The sequence below is a fragment of the Mesorhizobium sp. P2_B11 genome (assembly GCF_056404855.1).
In genome coordinates this window covers 65219-83913 of record NZ_JBFUDF010000005.1, presented here as the reverse complement: position 1 = coordinate 83913, position 18695 = coordinate 65219, and the positions used below count along the sequence as shown (strand labels likewise).

General features: G+C 62.8%; 21 protein-coding genes. 8 read left to right on the top strand and 13 right to left on the bottom strand.

From position 1 onward, the window contains the following. The first annotated feature begins 28 nt into the window (after positions 1–28). The gene (locus AC1DYJ_RS16990) at positions 29–1033 is read left to right on the top strand and encodes a polysaccharide deacetylase family protein (protein WP_477286841.1); all 1005 of its coding nucleotides are present in this window, start codon (positions 29–31) and stop codon (positions 1031–1033) included. Between the two features lie 27 nt (positions 1034–1060). On the opposite strand, the gene sbmA is transcribed toward AC1DYJ_RS16990, so the two are convergent. The 3 genes from sbmA to AC1DYJ_RS16975 form a co-directional block, all read right to left on the bottom strand. Then, positions 1061–2323: a peptide antibiotic transporter SbmA gene (gene sbmA, locus AC1DYJ_RS16985; RefSeq protein ID WP_477286839.1), complete on the bottom strand. Its 1263-nt coding sequence runs from the start codon at positions 2321–2323 to the stop codon at positions 1061–1063. A 115-nt stretch (positions 2324–2438) separates the two neighbouring features. Then, on the bottom strand, positions 2439–3596 hold the full coding sequence (locus AC1DYJ_RS16980) for a YbfB/YjiJ family MFS transporter (RefSeq protein WP_477286837.1): 1158 nt from the start codon (positions 3594–3596) through the stop codon (positions 2439–2441). Between the two features lie 92 nt (positions 3597–3688). Then, the gene (locus AC1DYJ_RS16975; RefSeq protein ID WP_477286835.1) at positions 3689–3892 is read right to left on the bottom strand and encodes a hypothetical protein; all 204 of its coding nucleotides are present in this window, start codon (positions 3890–3892) and stop codon (positions 3689–3691) included. 95 nt (positions 3893–3987) lie between these two features. Between AC1DYJ_RS16975 and AC1DYJ_RS16970 the strand changes: the two genes are divergently transcribed. The 3 genes from AC1DYJ_RS16970 to AC1DYJ_RS16960 all read left to right on the top strand — a co-directional run bounded on the left by AC1DYJ_RS16970 (position 3988) and on the right by AC1DYJ_RS16960 (position 6618). Then, positions 3988–4902, top strand: a complete 915-nt coding sequence (locus tag AC1DYJ_RS16970; RefSeq protein WP_477286833.1) for a LysR substrate-binding domain-containing protein — start codon at positions 3988–3990, stop codon at positions 4900–4902. 86 nt (positions 4903–4988) lie between these two features. Continuing rightward, entirely contained in the window at positions 4989–6245 is a 1257-nt protein-coding gene (locus AC1DYJ_RS16965) for an aminopeptidase (RefSeq protein WP_477286831.1), read from the top strand. 16 nt (positions 6246–6261) lie between these two features. Further along, the gene (locus AC1DYJ_RS16960; protein WP_477286829.1) at positions 6262–6618 is read left to right on the top strand and encodes a DUF488 domain-containing protein; all 357 of its coding nucleotides are present in this window, start codon (positions 6262–6264) and stop codon (positions 6616–6618) included. A gap of 225 nt (positions 6619–6843) precedes the next feature. Here AC1DYJ_RS16960 and AC1DYJ_RS16955 read toward each other — a convergent pair whose 3' ends face one another. Then, on the bottom strand, positions 6844–7191 hold the full coding sequence (locus AC1DYJ_RS16955; protein ID WP_477286827.1) for an ArsC family reductase: 348 nt from the start codon (positions 7189–7191) through the stop codon (positions 6844–6846). A gap of 157 nt (positions 7192–7348) precedes the next feature. On the opposite strand from AC1DYJ_RS16955, the gene AC1DYJ_RS16950 reads away from it, so the two are divergent. From AC1DYJ_RS16950 to AC1DYJ_RS16940, 3 genes are read left to right on the top strand one after another with little or no spacing between them, the layout of a single operon-like run. Next, a complete protein-coding gene (locus AC1DYJ_RS16950) occupies positions 7349–7918 on the top strand; it encodes a dihydrofolate reductase family protein (protein WP_477286825.1) in 570 nt (189 codons plus the stop codon). Beyond that, the gene (locus AC1DYJ_RS16945) at positions 7915–8268 is read left to right on the top strand and encodes an ArsR/SmtB family transcription factor (RefSeq protein ID WP_477286823.1); all 354 of its coding nucleotides are present in this window, start codon (positions 7915–7917) and stop codon (positions 8266–8268) included. The genes AC1DYJ_RS16950 and AC1DYJ_RS16945 overlap by 4 nt, the downstream gene beginning before the upstream one ends. Further along, positions 8265–8744 carry an SRPBCC family protein gene (locus tag AC1DYJ_RS16940; RefSeq protein WP_477286821.1) on the top strand — a complete coding sequence of 160 codons (480 nt, stop codon included), beginning with the start codon at positions 8265–8267 and terminating at the stop codon, positions 8742–8744. The genes AC1DYJ_RS16945 and AC1DYJ_RS16940 overlap by 4 nt, the downstream gene beginning before the upstream one ends. Before the next feature lie 356 nt (positions 8745–9100). Here the strand turns inward: AC1DYJ_RS16940 and AC1DYJ_RS16935 are convergent, their stop codons facing one another. From AC1DYJ_RS16935 to AC1DYJ_RS16895, 9 genes are all read right to left on the bottom strand, one after another. Then, on the bottom strand, positions 9101–9454 hold the full coding sequence (locus AC1DYJ_RS16935) for a SnoaL-like domain-containing protein (RefSeq protein ID WP_477286819.1): 354 nt from the start codon (positions 9452–9454) through the stop codon (positions 9101–9103). Between the two features lie 291 nt (positions 9455–9745). Next, positions 9746–11173 (bottom strand): aldehyde dehydrogenase family protein, encoded by a 1428-nt coding sequence (locus AC1DYJ_RS16930; protein ID WP_477286817.1) that lies wholly within the window; start codon positions 11171–11173, stop codon positions 9746–9748. A gap of 37 nt (positions 11174–11210) precedes the next feature. After that, a complete protein-coding gene (locus AC1DYJ_RS16925; RefSeq protein WP_477286815.1) occupies positions 11211–12296 on the bottom strand; it encodes an ABC transporter ATP-binding protein in 1086 nt (361 codons plus the stop codon). Then, a complete protein-coding gene (locus tag AC1DYJ_RS16920) occupies positions 12286–12894 on the bottom strand; it encodes a helix-turn-helix domain-containing protein (protein WP_477286813.1) in 609 nt (202 codons plus the stop codon). Before AC1DYJ_RS16920 ends, AC1DYJ_RS16925 begins: the two co-directional genes overlap by 11 nt. Before the next feature lie 249 nt (positions 12895–13143). Beyond that, positions 13144–14232, bottom strand: coding sequence for an ABC transporter substrate-binding protein (locus AC1DYJ_RS16915; protein ID WP_477286811.1), 1089 nt, complete (start codon positions 14230–14232; stop codon positions 13144–13146). Between the two features lie 26 nt (positions 14233–14258). Next, positions 14259–15086: an ABC transporter permease gene (locus AC1DYJ_RS16910; RefSeq protein WP_477286809.1), complete on the bottom strand. Its 828-nt coding sequence runs from the start codon at positions 15084–15086 to the stop codon at positions 14259–14261. Beyond that, complete coding sequence (locus AC1DYJ_RS16905; protein WP_477286807.1) at positions 15083–15970, bottom strand: ABC transporter permease; 888 nt, start codon at positions 15968–15970, stop codon at positions 15083–15085. Before AC1DYJ_RS16905 ends, AC1DYJ_RS16910 begins: the two co-directional genes overlap by 4 nt. A gap of 96 nt (positions 15971–16066) precedes the next feature. After that, positions 16067–17344 carry an NAD(P)/FAD-dependent oxidoreductase gene (locus AC1DYJ_RS16900; protein WP_477286805.1) on the bottom strand — a complete coding sequence of 426 codons (1278 nt, stop codon included), beginning with the start codon at positions 17342–17344 and terminating at the stop codon, positions 16067–16069. Positions 17345–17390: 46 nt separating this feature from the next. Continuing rightward, positions 17391–17531 carry a hypothetical protein gene (locus AC1DYJ_RS16895; RefSeq protein ID WP_477426163.1) on the bottom strand — a complete coding sequence of 47 codons (141 nt, stop codon included), beginning with the start codon at positions 17529–17531 and terminating at the stop codon, positions 17391–17393. On the opposite strand from AC1DYJ_RS16895, the gene AC1DYJ_RS16890 reads away from it, so the two are divergent. Next, on the top strand, positions 17530–18687 hold the full coding sequence (locus AC1DYJ_RS16890; protein ID WP_477286803.1) for a fumarylacetoacetate hydrolase family protein: 1158 nt from the start codon (positions 17530–17532) through the stop codon (positions 18685–18687). The two genes, AC1DYJ_RS16895 and AC1DYJ_RS16890, sit on opposite strands and share 2 nt — an antisense overlap. The last annotated feature ends 8 nt before the right edge of the window (positions 18688–18695 follow it).

Sequence of the window (18695 nt, the reverse complement as noted above, 5' to 3'; positions counted from 1 at the left end):
CTGCCTCCGGATCAAGCCCAGATTGTCGATGCCTCTTCTGTCCCGCGTTGTCGCGTTTTCCACAGCCGTGCTTGCCACGGCGGGCGCAGCTTACGCCGACCCGCCGGCGCCGCCTGCCCCGGCAAAGCCGAAGCAGATCGTCATCATCTCGTTCGACAGCGCCCGCGAGATCTCACAGTGGCAGCGCAGCCGGGCGCTGGCCAAGCGCACCGGCGCGCATTTCACCTATTTTCTGTCTTGCGTCTTCCTTTTGTCGCAGCAGACACGCGCCGACTACACCGCGCCCGGCAAATCTGCCGGCAAATCCAACATCGGCTTTGCCGCCTCGAAACAGGAGGTCGCGGACCGGCTGGACCAGATCGGGCTTGCCGCGGCGGAAGGCCATGACATTGCCAGCCATGGCTGCGGCCATTTCGACGGCAAGGGCTGGAGCAAGGCTGACTGGCTGAAGGAATTCGCCTCGTTCGAGCGCATTCTGGAGAACGCCTATACGATCAACGGCATTACGCCTGAGCCCGCCGGCTGGCGCAATCTTGCCCATGCGGTTGTCGGCTTTCGCGCGCCGTATCTCTCGACCAGCAAGGGACTCTACGAAGCCCTGCCTCAGGCCGGCTATCACTATGATGTCAGCGGCGTTTCAAGAGGCCCGGTCGAACCGCCGACCAGCGGCGGCCTCACCCGCTTTTCATTGCCCCAGATCCCGGAAGGCCCGAGTTCAAGGCCGGTGATCGCCATGGACTACAATCTCTATGTCCGCCATTCCGGCGGCTTCGAGCGGCCGAGCCAGGCGGCCGAGTTCAGCGAGCGGACCTACCAGGCCTTCCGCACCGCCTTCGACAGGCAATATCAGGGCAAGCGCATTCCGCTGGTGCTGAGCTTCCACTTCACGCTGATGAACAACGGCGCCTACTGGACCGCGCTGGAGCGCTTTGCCGGCGAGGCCTGCGTCATGTCAGATGTCGAGTGCATCAGTTTTCGCGATTACGTCGCACGGCAGCGTGGCGCCGAACGGCAGGCGCTGGTGGGCGGCTAAGCCGCCCATTCTCCCTAGCCACAATGGTCAGGCCGAATCCGAAACCTGTGCCTGACGCTCAATGAAGCGCTGATCGATGTCTGGTAGCGGCTCGCCATTGATTATGGCTTCGAATGCACGCAGGCGCTTGTGAACTGACAAGAGTTCAACGATCGTCGACCAGGAATTCACTAGATACTGAAATGAGTTTGTCACTTGGCTGAACGCCGAGTTGACCTGGTTTATAAGACCCAATGTCAGGGTTCCGGCGATCATGGAAGGAACCATCAGAAAAAGAGCAAATATGGTGTTCAACTGCAAATATAGGTAACGAACCACGTTGAAATAGACATAGTGAAAGTAAAGTCTGAAGTAATTTTGGCGAACCTTTCCGAACAACTCAGAAACAGTGAGCGGCTGTGCCCGAGCCGGATCGTCCTCTCCGTAGACAAGTTCCTTGCGGTAGGCGGCTTCGACGCGCTGATTGCGGAATTGCAAGCCAGGAAGCTTTATGCCGGCCCCGGCAATGCATACAGTGCCGAATATTGCCCAGAATATTGCTGCGACCACTAGCGGCTGAGACACTTGGCCTATGAATGGTAACGCCGTAATGTGTTTCGAATAAGCCAGCAAAATCGGCATGAAAGCGATCAATGTCATGATCGAGTCAATAAACGAAGTTCCAAGATCTTCCATGATTTTAGAGAATCGCATCGTGTCTTCTTGGACACGTTGGGAAGCTCCCTCAATATTACGCAGCTTAGGCCAATAGGACATGTAGTAGTCGTTCATCGCCGTGCGCCAGCGAAACACCCAGTGGCTCACAAAGAAATTGGTCAGAACGTAAACCGTAACAGCTACAAGGGCGATGCCGAGGAAGGTTATTATTTGGGCGTAAACATCCCACTCTGTGGCCTTCACACTTTTGCTGACAATTCCCTGAATGAGGTCCCAGAACGGTCCGTACCAGGCATTGATTGCCACGCTGACCTGAACCTGAAAATAGGTCGTGAACAGGATTAGCGAACTGCCAAGGATCGACCAGCCGTCCCACGGGTGCGGAGCATACCAATGCCAGAAGGCGTAGAACAGCAGAGCGCCAGCGGCAAAGTAGAGGTAGAACCAAAGGAATGGAGGCGACCAGAACACAGAAACACCGATGATAGGCGCCGCGTCTGCTGCTGCAGGGGGCAACCCGAACAGAGCGCCAAATTGCTCGCCGCCCAGAAACCACGCGGCCACCATGACCGCGCACCACAAGACCGCCGAAGTGAAGAAAACTTTGGGCTGYGGAAAAAACGATACGAACACTGTGGTGAAATCCTCGGTCGATGCGCAAATCAGCGGGGTTCAGCGGGCATAAAGTCACACATTAGGTGGAAAGCAAATGCCCGTGCCTAATGCCCGGCATCGAGCAAGACCACAATCATGGCGATTTTGGCGCGGCGGACCAGGTGATCCCTGCAGATACCAGCAATACGCCAGCCGCTACGATCGAGGCGAGGAAGAAGTTGCCCGACGCTTGCGCCAGCAGGCCGGCGACGATGGGCCCGACGATCTGGCCGATACCGAAGGACGCGGTCATCAACGCAAAGATGCGGCGCGGCGCCTGCGGCACGAGCTGCCTTGCCGTCTGCAGGCCGAGTGCGGTGATGGCGATGAAGGTGCCGCCGAGCAGGACGCCCGCCAGCAACGGGCCGACGGTGCCGCCCATGGCGACGCTGGCGGTGACGCCGACCACCTCGACCAGGCAACCCAGGGCATAGGCTGCGTAGAGGCCGATCCGTGCCGATATCTTCTGCCAGAGCCAGACCGAGGGAAAGCCGGCAAGGCCGGTGACCATCCAGACGGTTGCCTCGAACACACGGCCGCCGCCGCCCTGGCGCACGATGGCGACGAGGAAGGTCGCCGTCACAACATAACCGAAGCCGAACAGGCCGTAGGCGACGATGACTTTTACCAGCGAGCGGTCCTTCGGCAGCGCCGGCTCGCGGCCGGCAACGCCGCCGGCTGGCGCGGTGCCGCCGGCGAGCCAGGCGACAAGCGCGAGGCCGCAAACGGAGATTGCCGCCGACCACAGCCAGCCCGCCGGCCAACCGGCATGTTCGGTGACCAGAAGAGCCATCAGCGCCGAGGAAGCCGCGATGCCGAGGCCGACGCCGCCGAAATGCAGCGCCTGCAGGTCGCTTCTGTTGGCGGCGGCCAGATGACCAAAGACGATGCTGGCCATGAACACCATGACGAAGGCGCTGGCGAGGCCGGCAAGGAAGCGGATGACGACAAAGGCCGTCATCGTGTCGGTCAGGCCCATCAGGGCGGCGAGCACGGCACTGGCGGCAAGGCCGCAATACATCAACTGGCGCTCGCGCCCATGCGCCCAGCCGCCGGCCGCGGCGAGCGCGCCGACGAGATAGCCGAGATAGTTGGCCGATGCGATCCAGCCGGCATCGGCCGGCGACAGATGCAGCTCCTCCATCATGCCGGGCAGGATCGGCGTGTAGACGAAGCGGCCAATGCCCATGGCGACGGCCATGGCGATCATGCCGGCGAGAGCGAGGCGAAGGGGTGACGGCGCGGCGTTCATTGCAGCGCACAATAGATTTGGCCGGCGCCGAAACAATCCGCTTTGTGTTGGGCCAGCGGGCCGCGCACGGCCATGGCCCCGCGGCTAACGCCTCAACCGCAGCCGACCGCGCCCGTCTCATAGGCGGTGCGGCGCGCCGTCAGCCGGAACGGCATGTCGCCGAGTTCGCGCTCCGACATGGTGTCGAGCACCGGATGCGACAGCGGATCGGTCACCCAGTTGAGGGCATCGCCGTCAGCGCGCCGCCGCGTGTAGCCGGCGGCAAAGACTTTGAGCAATGATACGATCGTCACCATCCTCGCCTCCTCGATCTGATTGTCTTCGCTAAAATCTGCCTTCCCGCGCCGTCTTTCAATTGAGATTTCAGCCGTACCAGTTTAGAAAAACTGAAATGGCTATGCTGAACCGTGTCCATCTCAACGGCTTGCGCGCCGTCGAAACCGTCGCCCGCCTTGGCTCGCTTGCAGCTGCGGCGAGTGAACTCAACGTCTCGGTGAGCGCCGTCAGCCAGCAGATCAACCGCACCGAAAAGCAGCTCGGACAGGCGCTGTTCGAACGAACCGCGAGCGGGCTGGTACTGACCGAGTTCGGCACGGTTTTTTCCGCCCGGCTCGGCGCCGGGTTTCGCGAACTGGCGCAAGCGGTGGCGCTGGCCGACGAGGCAAACCAGTGCACGCTGGTGGTTTCGGTGGCGCCGGCCTTCGCCTCGAAATGGCTGCTGCCCAGGCTGTCGCGGCATTTCGATCGGCATCCCAACGTGCTGCTGCGCATCGACGCCTCGGTGCGGCTCGCCGATCTCGAGCGCTCGGATATCGACATCGCCATCCGGCTCGGCGACGGAAAATGGCCGGGCGGGCGGGCAGAGCTGCTTCTGGCGCAGGAAGTGTTTCCGGTCTGCGCGCCGGTGATCGCCAAAAAGCTGAAGTCGATCGGCGACCTTGCGCAGACCTGCGCCATCACCGACGAGAGGGCGATGATCAATTGGGAGAGCTGGTTTGCCGCCGCCGGGGTCGAGCCGGTTACCTTCCGCAAGGGCGCGCGCTTCACCGATCCGATGCTGTGCCTGGAATCGGCGATCGCCGGCCATGGCGTCATGCTCGGCTGGCAGTTGCTGGCTGCCGATGCGCTGGCCGACGGCCGCCTTGTCGCCCCTTTCGGCGTGCGGGCACAGAGTGGCCTCGGCTACTGGCTGGTGACCTCGGCGACCAAGACCGAAAACCGCAAGGTCCGCGATTTCAAGATCTGGATCCGCGAAGAGATCGCGGCCACCGTGGCGCAGTTTCGGTCGCTCGATAGCGCTGCGTAAACGCCGGCCATCGCGACGATGCTGGAAAGCACAGCCGCGCCGCTCTATGTTGAAGCTTCACCCCCAGGACCAAGGCAGGCAGGATCATGACCACACATTCGCGCGGCGTTTCCGCAACGATCGACCCGGTGAAGCTCGACAGGCTGGCGGAAGTCGCCATCAAGGTCGGGCTGCAGTTGCAGCCGGGGCAGGATCTGGTGCTGACCTCGTCGATCGCGGCGCTGCCGTTGACCAGGCGCATCGTCGAACATGCCTACAAGGCCGGCGCCGGCCTGGTGACGCCGATCTTCAACGATGACGAAATCACGCTGGCGCGCTTCCGCTATGGCGCGGACGCGGGCTTCGACCGCGCCGCCGGCTGGATGTATGAGGGCATGGCGAAAGCCTTTGCCAACAATGCGGCGCGGCTTGCGGTGCGCGGCGAAGACCCGTCGCTGTTGTCGGCGCAAGATCCTTCAAAGGTGGCACGGGCCAACAAGGCGAACTCGATGGCCTACCAGCCGGCGCTGGAAAAGATCACCGGCTTCGACATCAACTGGAACATCGTCGCCTATCCCGATCTGGCCTGGGCCAAGCAGGTGTTTCCGGAGGATGCCGACGATGTCGCCGTGGCGAAGCTCGCCGACGCCATCTTTTCGGCATCGCGGGTCGATGTCGAAGACCCGATCGCAAACTGGACGGCGCACAATGCAGCGCTGCGCAGCCGCACGAAGTGGCTGAACGAGCACACTTTCCATGCGCTGCATTTCACCGGGCCGGGCACCGACCTCACCGTCGGGCTGGCCGACGGCCATGAATGGATGGGCGGCGCTTCGACCGCCAAGAACGGCGTCACCTGCAACCCCAACATCCCGACCGAGGAAGTCTTCACCACGCCGCATGCAAGGCGCGTCTCCGGCCATGTCTCCTCGACCAAGCCGCTGTCCTACCAGGGCACGCTGATCGACGAGATTTCGGTGCGCTTCGAGGACGGCCGGATCGTCGAGGCCAAGGCGTCGAAGGGCGAGGATGTGCTGAAGAAGGTGCTCGACACCGACGAAGGTTCGCGGCGGCTCGGCGAAGTGGCGCTGGTGCCGCACTCCTCGCCGATCTCGGCCAGCGGGTTGCTGTTCTTCAACACGCTGTTCGACGAGAACGCCGCCTGCCACATCGCGCTCGGGCAGTGCTATTCGAAGTGCTTCGTCAATGGCGCCTCGCTCAGCCAGGACGAGATCGCGGCGCGTGGCGGCAACAAGAGCTTCATCCACATCGACTGGATGATCGGCTCGGACAAGATCGACATTGACGGCGTCCATAAGGATGGCCGCAAGGTGCCGGTGATGCGCAAGGGCGAGTGGGCCTGAGACTGCGGAGGGTCGGATGACCGTCGACCTGACGGTCAAGCGGATCTACGAGCCACCCGCGCCCGATGACGGGCAGCGGGTGCTGGTCGACCGCATCTGGCCACGTGGTATCAGCAAGGAGGATGCCGCGCTGACGCTGTGGCTGAGGGAGATCGCGCCGAGCGACGAATTGCGCAAATGGTTCGGGCACGAGCCGGCGCGGTGGGCTGAGTTCCGGGAGCGGTATGCGGCCGAGCTGGATGGGAACGGCGAGGCGGTGGCTCAGCTGCGTGGCCTGCTCGGCAAGGGTCGCGTGACGCTGCTCTACGGCGCGCATGATGAGGCGCATAACAATGCAGTGGCGCTGGCGGGGTATTTGCGCGGGAGGAAGTGAGGCGTCCGCAACGTTGGCGATTGGCGAAAGCCGCGACGACATCTGATCTCCCCCCTTGCGGGGGAGATGCCCGGCAGGGCAGAGAGGGGTGTGAAGGAACGCCAACCTTTGACGAATTGTTCCGGCCCATGCTGCGGTTGCTAGGCTGGCGGGACAGCACCCCTCTCTGGCCTGCCGGCCATCTCCCCCGCAAGGGGGGAGATCAGCTGCTTCGCCGTTGGCGCCCTACTTCACCGTCGCCTCATAAACATCAGCCTTGAACCCCACCAAAATCGTATCCCCCACCTCCAGCACCGGCCGCTTGATCATCGTCGAGTTGGCCAGCATCAGCGTCTTGGCCTTCTTCTCGTCGAGCCCGGCCTTGTCCTTGTCCGGCAGCTCGCGGAAGGTCGTGCTGCCCTTGTTGAGCAGCCTTTCCCAGCCGACCTTGCCGACCCAGCCGTCCAGCTTGCCCGCGTCGATCCCCTCGGCGCGATAATCATGGAAACGGTAGGGCACGTCGCGGCTCTCCAGCCAGGTGCGCGCCTTCCTGATCGTGTCGCAGGTGGTGATGCCGTACATGGTGATGGTCAAAACGCGCTTCCCTTGGGCTGACAGTCGAATCCGCCAGACAGCCTAAAACCGCCCTTCCCGCTTTGCCAGCATCGCGAGCGCCACCAGCGCATTTTTAGGGGCTTGCCAATACTAAGGAAATTTCCTAAGTATTTGCGAAATCGGTAGAGGAAAAGCCATGGCAAGGATCGTTGTGTCGGAATTGATGTCCATCGATGGTGTGACGGAAGCGCCTGGCGGCGAGCCAGGCTTCCGCCACACCAACTGGGTCGGCAAGCGGCATGAGGCCGGCATGATCGAATACAAGTTCCAGGAGGTGCTGGACCACGAAGCGCTGCTCATCGGCCGGGTGACCTATGAAAGCTTTGCCAGCGGCTGGCCGACCTACAAGGGGCCATTCGCCGACCGGATGAACGGCATGGCGAAATATGTCGTCTCCTCGACGCTGAAAAATCCGTCGTGGAACAACACCACCGTGCTGCAGGGCGAGCCGATCGCCGCGATCCGCAAACTCAAATGGGAGATGAAGGGCGATATCGTGGTTGGCGGCAGCCGCAGGCTGATCAATGCGCTGAAGCAGCACGATCTCGTCGACGAATACCGGCTGGTGGTGTTCCCCATCATCCTGGGCAGCGGCGCACAGCTTTTCGACCGGACAGAGGATGCGACCGACCTTAGGCTTGTCGACACGCGGTCCTTCGGCAACGGCGCCGTTGTGCTCACCTATCATGTGGAGCGGGTATCATGATGGCCAGCCTGCAAACCGCAACGCCCCCGCCGATCGACGGCATTTTCCGCGCGCTGGCCGACCCGACGCGGCGGCGTGTGGTCGAGCGGTTGAACCGCAGCCCGGCCTCGGTCAGCGAGTTGGCGCAACCTTTCGAGATGGCGCTGCCTTCCTTCATCGAGCACCTCAAGGTGCTGGAAGGCTGCGGGCTGGTGCGTTCGGAAAAGATCGGCCGCACCAGGACCTATCAGCTGGCCCCCGAACCGCTGCAACTGGCCGAAAACTGGCTGGCTGAACAGCGCGCGCTGTGGGAGCGCCGCCTCGATCAGTTCGACGCCTATGTGATGAGCCTCAAGGAGCAGGAAAAGTGAGCTATCCCTTCAAGCCCGACCCGAGACTGGATCTGACGCTGGAGCGCACGCTCGACGCGCCTTGCGAACTCTTGTGGCGCGCCATGACGGTGCCGGAGCACGTCAAACAATGGTTCACGCCAAAGCCGTGGCTGATCACCGATTGCGAAATCGATCTCAGGCCCGGCGGGCTGTTCCGCACGCGCATGCAGTCGCCCGACGGCACAGAGGTCAACGACCGTCGTTGCTGCTATCTCGATATCGTGGAGAACGAGCGACTGGTGTGGACGGATGCGCTGCTGCCGGGCTACCGGCCGTCAGGCGAGCCCTTCATCACCGCGGTGATTTCGCTTAAGCCGGACGGCAAGGGCACGCGCTACACCGCCACCGCCATCCACCGTGACGCGCCCACCCGCAACAACCATGAAGAGATGGGCTTCTTCGACGGCTGGGGCACGGTGGCCGGTCAGCTGGCGCAGTATGTGAAGACGATGTGAGTCTTCCGCTCACATCAGGCAAGGCTTGGGCTTCTTCGACTGCTGGAGCACGGCAATCGACCAGCTGGCGCAGCATATGAAGACCGATGTGAGTCTTTCGCTCACATCGGGCAAGGCATGAGCGTCTTCGACAACTGGGGCACGGTGGCCGACCAGTTCGCGCGGTATGTGAAGGCGATGTGAGTCTTTCGCTCACATCAGGCAAAGCATGAGCGTCTTCGACAGCTGGGGCACGGTGGCCGACCAGTTCGCGCGGTATGTGAAGACGATGTGAGTTTCGCGAAGTGGCCAGGACATCGTCCTGGCCACCGATTTATTTTGGGTCGTCAGCGCGTGAGCCCGAAAGCCTTCCGGCCTCAGTAGTAAAAGCGCTCTTCGGTGATCTTGCCGTTCTTGACCGTGTACACGCCAACCTCGTCCATGGTGACACGCTCGCCTGTCTCCTTGGGCGTTATGTCGAACTTGAAGCGCAGCGCGAACTGGTCGCCGTTGACATAGGGGCCTTCGATCGAGCCGCCATGCACTTCATTGTTGGCTTGCCACCATTCGCCCTTTTGCTTGATAGCCTCCTTGCCATGGACGATTGCCATTGGCCCCTCCATGGCTTCGTAGCTGGCGATGTCGTCGGCATTGTATTTTTCACCAGCACCCAGGTGATCGCCCTGCTGGAGCAGCTCGGTGAAATTCTTGGCAATATCCGCGATGGTCATTTGTGTTCCTCCTGTTCAGACGCATTGCAAGTAGGGCAGCCCTGGCTGGCCCGCCACCTTTGCCCGCACGGCAGCTGACAGACCGTGTCAGGACGATGGATATTGCACAGCTATGTGACGATGATTCTCACATGCCGGCCAGAAGCTGGCCCGGAACCAGATAAAGGAACTGGTTCGGCAAAAGCGTGGACAAGGGATGATCTTTACCTGCCCGCGCAAAAATAGGCGCCGATGTGTTCCGCACCGGCGCCTGCATGTAGACCCTTTGAGACTGGAGCTCTGGCCCGCCGCCTACGCGCCGTAGCCGATAATGCCCTTGACCTCGAGGAAATCGTGGATCGCCCAGTCGGCGTATTCGCGGCCGTTGCCGGACTGCTTGTAGCCGCCGAACGGTGCGAACGTGTCCCATTCCGGATAGTTGATCGAGACCTGCCCGGCGCGCAGCTGGCCTGCGACCTTGCGGGCGTGATCAATGTCACCGGACTGCACATAGGCGGCGAGACCGTAGACGGTGTCGTTGGCGATCTTCACGGCGTCAGCGTCGTCATCATAGGAGATGACCGACAGCACCGGCCCAAAAATTTCTTCCTTTTCGATGGTCATGCCCGGCTTCACGTGGCCGAACACGGTCGGGCGGACATAGTAGCCGCGGTTGAGGTGTTCCGGCCGGCCGGGACCGCCGGTGACGAGCGTCGCACCCTCCTTGATGCCGGCTTCGATCAGCCGCTGGATCTTGTCGTACTGGATGTTGGAGACGACCGGGCCGAGCCTGGTGTCTTCCGAACGCGGATCGCCGACATTGTGGGCTTCGGCGGCCTTCTTGGCGATGGCCAGCGCCTCGTCATGGCGGGCGGCCGGCACCAGCATGCGGGTCGGCGCATCGCAGGATTGGCCGCTGTTGCCGAAGCAGCCTTCGACGCCCTTGCGCACCGCGGTTTCGAAATCGGCATCCGCCAGCACGATGTTGGCCGACTTGCCGCCAAGCTCCTGCGCCACGCGCTTGACCGTCTCGGCCGCCGTCTTGGCGACGATGATGCCGGCGCGGGTAGAGCCGGTGAAGGAGACCATGTCGACATCCGGATGGCCGGCCATGATCTGGCCGACATCCGGGCCGTTGCCGTTGACCATGTTGTAGACGCCCTTCGGCACGCCTGCGGTCTCCATCACTTCGGAAAAGACGATGCCGCTGATCGGCGCAATCTCGGACGGCTTCAGCACCACGGTGCAGCCGGCAGCGATGGCCGGCGCCACCTTGCAGACGATCTGGTTGAGCGGCCAGTTCCACGGCGTGATCAGCGCGCAGACGCCGATCGCTTCCTTGACCACCATGGTGCCGCCGCGCTTCTCCTGGAATTCATAATCCTCCAGCGCCTTGATGGTCGCTTCCATGTGCGCGCGGCCGGCCCAGGCTTGCGCCTCACGCGCCCAGGTGATCGGCGCGCCCATTTCCTGGCTGACGGCCTGGGCGATGTCCTCGTAGCGCTCATTGTAGACTTCGAGGATGCGCTTCAAAAGCGTCAGACGCTCGGCCTTGCTGGTCTGCGAGAAGGATGGGAAGGCTGCCTTGGCGGCGGCGACCGCCTTGTCGACATCGGCCTTCGAGCCCAGAGAAATTTTGGTGTAGGCCTCTTCGGTCGATGGGTCGATGACGTCAAGCGTCGCAGTCACCACGGGCGCCACCCATTTGCCGTCGATGAAGAAATTGAGATGATTGCTCAAGAGGTATGCTCCGATTGTGGGGACAGGATTGGGTGGATCAGCTTGGCAGCATAGGGCAGTTGGCGCCGCGCCGCAGACTGATATGCGCCACGTCGCCGACGCTGAATTGAAAGCCTTCGGCCTGGCGCGGGGCGTCGATCACCACCGGCAACCCCTGCCCGAGTTCAGCGTGCAGCCGCAGCGTGCGGCCGTGGAAGACGATGCTGTTGACGCGGGCAGGCGCGGTGCCAGCGGCGGCTGCGGTGGTGGCGAGCAGATCCTCGGGGCGGACGCCGATGGTGCGTTCGGCACCCTCGGCGGGCGTGTCGCCGGTTTCGGATGTTGCCTCCAGCGAAAGCCCACCGGCGGCGAAACGCAGACGGTCGCCATCACGGCCGAGGAAGCGCGATTGAAGCAAGTTCATCGTGCCGATGAAGCTCGCAACGAATTTCGTCGCAGGCCGGTCGTAGAGCGTCGCCGGCGGCGCGATCTGTTCGATGCGGCCCTTGTTCATGACGACGATGCGGTCGGAGATCGACAGCGCCTCGGTCTGGTCGTGGGTGACCATGACGAAGGTGGTGCCGAGCCGCGACTGCAGCCGCTTCAGCTCGACCTGCATCTGTTCGCGCAGATGCGCGTCGAGCGCCGACAGCGGTTCGTCGAGCAACAGCACGCGCGGCTCGCAGACAATGGCGCGGGCAAGCGCGACGCGCTGACGCTGGCCGCCCGACAGTTCTGAGACGCGGGCGCCGAGCTTGTCGGCGAGACCGACCATGTCGAGCGCGTCGCGGACGCGCTTGGCCTGTTCGGCTCCGGAAAGCTTGCGCAGCGACAGGCCGAAGCCGACATTTTCGGCAACATTCATATGCGGAAACAGCGCGTAGTCCTGGAACACGGTGTTGACGGGACGGTTGAAGGGCCTGAGCGGAGTGATGTCGCGGCCTTCGAGCAGCACCTTGCCGCTCGACGGGCTTTCGAAGCCGGCGATGACGCGCAGGCTGGTGGTCTTGCCGCAACCTGACGGACCGAGCAGGGTGATGAACTCGCCGCTTATAATGTCGAGATCGACGGCGTCGAGCCCGACAATGCCGCCGGGAAAAACCTTCGAGACCTTGTCCAAGCGCACCAGAGCATCAAGCGCCATCACGAACCTCGGACGGCTTGGTGGTGTTGACCCAGAGGATTTCACAAGGCTCGGTGCCGGGATTGCGGAAGGCATGCAGCAGCGTGCTCTTGAAGGCAAAGGAGTCGCCGCCCTTCAGCACATATTTGGTCGAATCCACCACCAGCTCGACCTCGCCCGACAGCACGTAGCCGAATTCGTGACCGATATGCGCATAGGCTTCCGCCGTGCCGCCATCGGCTTCGACCGTCACCAGGAGCCCTGTCAGCGTCGCGCCCGGCGGCGACAGCAGCGCCTTGGCAATGCCCTCCGATTTGACCGGGATCTGCCGTCGTTTGTCTGCACGCACGCAATAGAGATCGTTGCCGGCATCGTTGCCGTCGGTGATCAGCGCCGACGGCTCGATGTCGAGCGCGGCGGCGAGCGGCCAGATCACCTTGACGCGCAACGAAGACAGGCCGCGCTCGATCTGGCTCAGCGCTCCGATCGACACGCCGGCCTTTGCCGCAAGCTCAGCCAGCGACAGATTGCGCTCCAGCCTGAGCGCCCGCACGCGCCGGCCGACGCGGATGTCGGCATCGTCCTTTGGCTTTTCGGTTGTGTCGTCGAGCATGTCCATGCGTGGGTCCTTACATCCTTGTTGGCGCGGCGCAGCGCCGAAGAGCTCCCCTTCTCCCCCTGTGGGAGAAGGTGTCGCCGAAGGCGACGGATGAGGGGTGTTCCAGCGGAGTGAGACGTTAGCGTTCCCTGGAACACTCCTCATTTGTGTCGGCGCTTCGCGGTCACGCCCGGCCCTTCGCAGGCTCAGGGCGTTCGAAGCTCGAAAAGCCAAGCAATTGGCTTTTCGTCCGCTAAAGCGGACCGCTTCTCACCCCCCCGCCTTCACCTTCTCGAACATCTTCGCCATATCGTCATTCTGCTTCATCGGGCCGGTGAAGATGGTCGTCTTCAGCATCACTTCCGGATCCGCCGGCAATTGCAGCTTATCTAGTTCGTCCTTCGCCACGCCGGCGAAGGCGGTGCTGAGCGAGCTGCCATAGCCATAGGCCTGGATCAGGTACTTACCTGAGTCGGCGTCGAGCCGGCTGTTGATGAAGTCATAGGCGAGGTCGACATTCTTGGCGTCCTTCAGCATCACGAAGCCGCAAGACCAGGTCAGCATGCCCTCCTTTGGTTTCATGAACTCGACCGGCACGCCCTGCTTCTTCAGCGAGGTGGCCGACGCGTTCCAGGTCATGGCGGCGACCAGCTGGCCGCTGGCCAGCGCCTGTTCGACCGAGGTCATGTCGGTGGTGTAGTTGGACAGCAGCGGCCGCTGCTCGCGCAGTTTTTCCGCGACCTTGTCCATTTGCTCCGGCGTCATGTCGAACGGGTTCACACCGGCCAGAAGTGCGGCAACGATCGGCGTGTCGTGGACGGCATCGATGGTCGCCATGCGGCCGGCATATTGCTTGTCCCACAAAAGGTTCCAGCTCGCTTCCGGGTTCTTGACCAGATCGGTGCGGTAGAGGATCGAGGTGTTGCCCCAGTCCCACGGCACCATCCAGACCTTGCCGTCGCCGGCCTGGATGTCGGGCAGGTTCTTGAACACCGGGAAGATCGAATCCCAGTTCTTGATGCGCTTGGTGTCGATCGGCTGCAGCAGGCCTTCCTTGTTCCAGCGCGCCACCTTGTCGTAGCAGGGGTGCGCGATGTCGGGGCGGAAGCCGGCCTTGACCTTGGTGAAGGCGTCGTCGTCGTCGCCGAAGATCGAGGCTTCGACGCCATCGGGATGCGCCGCCAGGAAGCTCTTGTTGAAGTCGGGCAATTCATAGCCCGACCAGGTGAAATATTGCAGCTTGTCGGCGGCGAAGGCGACGGTCGACGACAGCACGATTGCCAGTGCGGCAAGCCCGGTGCGGGCTGTCTTTCCAGTGATCGATTTCAGGCCGGTGATTGATTTCAGGTCGAATGCCATTTCGGTTCTCCTCTCTTGTTATGGTTTCAGGCTGGATTGGCAGGCGCCGGCCGCCGGGCTGCATTGAGGCCGCGATGGCGCAGGATTTCGGCGAGGCCGGCGATGATGAAAGACACAGTGAGGATCGCAGTCCCCAGCGCCATCACGGTCGGCAGCGAGCGGGGAAAGCGCAGCTGGCTCCAGATGTAGAGCGGCAGCGTCGGCTCGGTGCCGGCGAGGAAGAAGACAACGATGAACTCGTCGAAGGAAATCAGAAACGCCAGCATGAAGGCCGAGATGATGGCCGGCAAAGACAGCGGCAGCATCACCCGCCGGAAGGTCGTCCAGTCGGAAGCGCCGAGATCGAGTGCTGCCTCGCGAATGGTTTTCGGAATGGCGGCGAAGCGGCTGCGCATGATCACCACCGTCGTCGGCAGTGCCACCAGTACGTGGCCGAGCACGATGGCAATGCGCGACGGGCCGAGGCCGATGAGGTTGACCAGGATCAACAGCGATATGCCGATGATGACGCCGGGGATCAGGATCGGCAGCCGGGCAATGGCGCTGATGGTGGCAGCCAGCGGCGAGCGGCCATAGAGGTCCATGTAGGACACGGTGATGCCGCAGAGCGTGGCACCGGTGGCGGCCACGACGCCGATGACGAGGCTGTTCACAAGCGCGCCGGACAGCGCCGGATTGCCGTAGAGCGTGGCATACCATTCGAGCGTAAAGCCCTGCAGCGGAAACGCTGCCTGGATCGAATTGTTGAAGGAAAACAGCGGGATCAACAGAACCGGCAGATAAAGGAACACCAGGTAGGCGATGACGTAGACGCCAAGCCAGCGGCCGCCATTTTCTGTCCGCGCCACGCTCATGTGCGGCTGCCGAATCTGCGGTCAGCGCCGCGCGCGACCAGCACCACACACAGGATCACCAGCATGACGCAGACCGAGAGAGCGGCGCCGAACGGCCAGTCATTGGCCTTGCCGAATTGCGACTGGATCAGCGAGCCGATCATGGTGCTGGCCGGGCCGCCGACCATTGCCGGGGTGACATAGTCGCCGACCGTCGGCACGAAGACGACGAGGGCCGCCGCCAGCACGCCCGGCATTGAATTCGGCAGCACCACCCGGCGGAACGCCGTGAACGGTTTGGCGCCAAGATCGGACGCGGCTTCGAGCAGTGATTTCGGAATGGTGTCGAGCGCCACATAGATCGGCAGGATGGCAAACGGCGCATAAGCATGCGCCAGCGTGACCACCACGGCGGCCGGCGTGTTGAGGAAGGCCAGCGTCGGTTCCGACCAGATGCCGCTTTCGATCAGGGCCGAGTTCAACACGCCATTGTAGGCGAGCACGATCTTCCAGGCGAAAACGCGCAAGAGATAGCTGGTCCAGAACGGCAGCGTCACCAGGAACAGCAGCAGGCTGCGCCGGCGCCCGGCATGGAAGGCGAGGTAATAGGCGACGGGATAGGCGGTGACGACGGTGGCCAGCGTCACCAGACCGGCAATGACCAACGAGCGCAGCGTCACGGTCCAGTAGAGCGGATCGGAGACCACGGTGATGAAATTGTCTGCCGTGAAGCCAACGCCCAGCAGCGAACCGTCATTGCCGCGAAAGGCGAGGAACAGAACCAGACCGAGAGCGAACAGGATCAGGAAGAAAGTGACCAGCCCGCCCGGCAGCAACATGGCGAAGCGGAATCCCGAAGGGGATCGGGGCTGTGCCGGTGCTTCAGACGCAACGATGGTCGACATCGAACTGTTCAACCGAATTATGAAATCGACCTAACTTTTTTCATATTCATGAAACTGTCAAGCTGAATTAGCTGGCGCTAACCGGCCAGCATGCGTTCAGCGCTCGAAGGCATCCAGCATCCTGTACCAGGCGATGGTCGCGGCGACGCCGACCTGGCGGAAGGCGTGGAACGGGATCGGCCGGATCGGCGACAGCGGGAACGGCAATTGCGCAGCATCCCCATTGGCCAAATAGCCGGCCATGCGCTTTCCCAGCGCGCTCATCAGGCCGACGCCCCTGCCCTGGCAACCGACCACGGCAAGCAGACCTTTTTCTGGCTCGTGGATGTGCGGCAGATGATCCGGCGTCATCGCCACGCGGCCGAACCAGCGCTTCTCGATCGGGATATCGGAGAGCGTGGGATAGAGCCGCACCAGCGCACGCTGCAGGTGCGCCCAGTCAGCCTCGCTCCTAGGCAGCGCCATGCGACCGCGGCCGCCAAGAACCAGCCGGCCGTCGGCTGTCTTGCGGTAGTAGACGAGGATGCGCCTGGAGTCCGATACCGCTTGCCCTTCCGGCAGGATCGCTGCTGCAAGGTTGGACGACAGCGGCGCGGTCGCGACCTGGAAGGAATGCAGCGGCACGATCGTCTCGGCGAGGCCCGGCAGCAGTCCATCGGTATAGGCGTTGGTCGCCAGCACCACCGCCTTGGCCCGCACCTCCACGCCGTTCGCGGTCGAAACACGCCAAAGACCGGCCTCCTTGGCGAGTTTCACCACCTTCTGCCGTTCGGCGATGCTGGCGCCGGCAGCGGCAGCAATGCGCGCCAGTTCCAGCGTATAGGCGAGCGGATCGATGATGCCGGCGCGGCGGTCGAGCCAACCGCCGAGATAGCCTTGCGCGCCGGTCTTCGCGGCGATCTCGCTTCCACTCAGAAGCCGGACGTCGGCGCCTCGCGCCCGCCATTGGCGATCGCGGTTGGCTGCCGCTTTCAAAGCGGTCTCGGTGTGCGCGGCCTGGATCCAGCCATTGCGGGTGAACGCCACCGCCAGTTCTTCGTCGCGGATGAGATCGAACACCGCATCGGCTGTCGAGGCGGCGAAATCGACCAGTGCCTGGCCGCGCTCGGGACCGAAATGCTCGAGCAGCCATTCGGGATCGTATTTCAGGCCGGGAATGACCTGGCCGCCATTGAGGCCCGAAGCGCCCTGCCCGATCTCGCCTGCATCCAGCACCTGAACGCCAAGACCGAGCCGGGCGGCATGCAAAGCCGTCGACAGGCCCATGAAGCCGCCGCCGACGATGGTGACATCGACCGGCGCCGGGACGAGCGACTGGAATGCGGATGCGGTCTTCGGCTTTCGCCAGATCGGGACGGAAAACGGTGCGGGCAAGGCTTCACCTGATGTGATGCATAAAATGAAAATGCTATTGGCTATTTCATTTTTTTGAAAGAGCGGGCTTCATGTCAGCGCCGACAATTGGCTGCGCCACGGGATAGACCTTTGGCGTGAATCCGGTGAAAGTGCCGCGCCCTTCAGGCCAGCCCCATTCGCGATCATTCAAAGGACCGTAAGCCATGACGAACCCAACGCAGCTTCCCGCCGACGGGCTCTTCATCGGCCGCGCCAAGACGAGCGATGCCTCGCATCCGCTGGTGGTCACGGTGCGCGACGGCACGGTCTTCGACATCACATCGAGCGCAGCACCGACCGTGCGCGACATCTGCGAGATGGCCGATCCGGCGGGATATGTGCGCTCGACCAAGGGCAAATCGATCGGCGCGCTCGACGCGATTGCCGCCAACAGTTTTCAGGCCACCCGTGATCCGGCAAGACCATATCTGCTCTCCCCCGTCGACCTGCAGGCGGTGAAGGCGTCGGGCGTCACCTTCGTCGTCAGTCTGCTCGAACGCGTCATCGAGGAGCAGGCGCGCGGCTCGGCGGAAAAGGCCGACGCGATCCGCGCCGACATTGCCGCGCTGATCGGCCACGATTTGTCGAAGCTGAAGCCCGGTTCGCCCGAAGCGATGGAGATCAAGGCCAAGCTGATCGAGCGCGGCGCCTGGTCGCAATATCTGGAAGTCGGCATCGGTCCCGACGCCGAGATCTTCACCAAATGCCAGCCGATGGCGTCCGTCGGCTTCGGCGCCGATGTCGGGCTGCATCCGGTGTCGACCTGGAACAATCCGGAGCCGGAGATCGCCATGATCGCGGCGAGCACCGGCAGGATCGTCGGCGCCACCATCGGCAACGACGTCAATCTGCGCGACGTCGAGGGTCGCTCGGCGCTGCTGCTCGGCAAGGCCAAGGACAACAACGCATCGGCTTCGCTCGGGCCCTTCATCCGGCTGTTCGACGCTAGCTTCTCCATCGACGACGTGAAGCAGGCCATCGTGCGGCTGAAGGTCGAGGGCGAAGACGGGTTTTCGCTGGAGGGCGCGAGTTCGATGGCCGAGATCAGCCGCTCGCCGGAAGAGCTGGTTGCGGCCGCCATGGGGCCGCATCACCAATATCCCGACGGGCTGGCGCTTTATCTCGGCACCATGTTCGTGCCGTCGAAGGACCGCGGCGAAAAGGGCAAGGGGTTCACCCACAAGGTCGGCGACATCGTAACCATCTCGTCGGAGAAATTCGGCGCGCTGGTCAATCGCGTGCTCCTGTCGCCGGACTGCCCGCACTGGACCTACGGCGCCAGCCATCTCATGCGCGACCTCGCCAAGGCCGATCTGATCTAATTCGCGAC

Coding starts and splice junctions, on each gene's coding strand:
- AC1DYJ_RS16990 (WP_477286841.1), top strand. CDS start 29: ATGCCTCTTCTGTCCCGCGTTGTCGCGTTTTCCACAGCCGTGCTTGCC.
- AC1DYJ_RS16980 (WP_477286837.1), bottom strand. CDS start 3,596: ATGAACGCCGCGCCGTCACCCCTTCGCCTCGCTCTCGCCGGCATGATC.
- AC1DYJ_RS16975 (WP_477286835.1), bottom strand. CDS start 3,892: ATGGTGACGATCGTATCATTGCTCAAAGTCTTTGCCGCCGGCTACACG.
- AC1DYJ_RS16970 (WP_477286833.1), top strand. CDS start 3,988: ATGGCTATGCTGAACCGTGTCCATCTCAACGGCTTGCGCGCCGTCGAA.
- AC1DYJ_RS16965 (WP_477286831.1), top strand. CDS start 4,989: ATGACCACACATTCGCGCGGCGTTTCCGCAACGATCGACCCGGTGAAG.
- AC1DYJ_RS16960 (WP_477286829.1), top strand. CDS start 6,262: ATGACCGTCGACCTGACGGTCAAGCGGATCTACGAGCCACCCGCGCCC.
- AC1DYJ_RS16950 (WP_477286825.1), top strand. CDS start 7,349: ATGGCAAGGATCGTTGTGTCGGAATTGATGTCCATCGATGGTGTGACG.
- AC1DYJ_RS16945 (WP_477286823.1), top strand. CDS start 7,915: ATGATGGCCAGCCTGCAAACCGCAACGCCCCCGCCGATCGACGGCATT.
- AC1DYJ_RS16935 (WP_477286819.1), bottom strand. CDS start 9,454: ATGACCATCGCGGATATTGCCAAGAATTTCACCGAGCTGCTCCAGCAG.
- AC1DYJ_RS16925 (WP_477286815.1), bottom strand. CDS start 12,296: ATGGCGCTTGATGCTCTGGTGCGCTTGGACAAGGTCTCGAAGGTTTTT.
- AC1DYJ_RS16920 (WP_477286813.1), bottom strand. CDS start 12,894: ATGGACATGCTCGACGACACAACCGAAAAGCCAAAGGACGATGCCGAC.
- AC1DYJ_RS16915 (WP_477286811.1), bottom strand. CDS start 14,232: ATGGCATTCGACCTGAAATCAATCACCGGCCTGAAATCGATCACTGGA.
- AC1DYJ_RS16910 (WP_477286809.1), bottom strand. CDS start 15,086: ATGAGCGTGGCGCGGACAGAAAATGGCGGCCGCTGGCTTGGCGTCTAC.
- AC1DYJ_RS16905 (WP_477286807.1), bottom strand. CDS start 15,970: ATGTCGACCATCGTTGCGTCTGAAGCACCGGCACAGCCCCGATCCCCT.
- AC1DYJ_RS16890 (WP_477286803.1), top strand. CDS start 17,530: ATGACGAACCCAACGCAGCTTCCCGCCGACGGGCTCTTCATCGGCCGC.
- AC1DYJ_RS16895 (WP_477426163.1), bottom strand. CDS start 17,531: ATGGCTTACGGTCCTTTGAATGATCGCGAATGGGGCTGGCCTGAAGGG.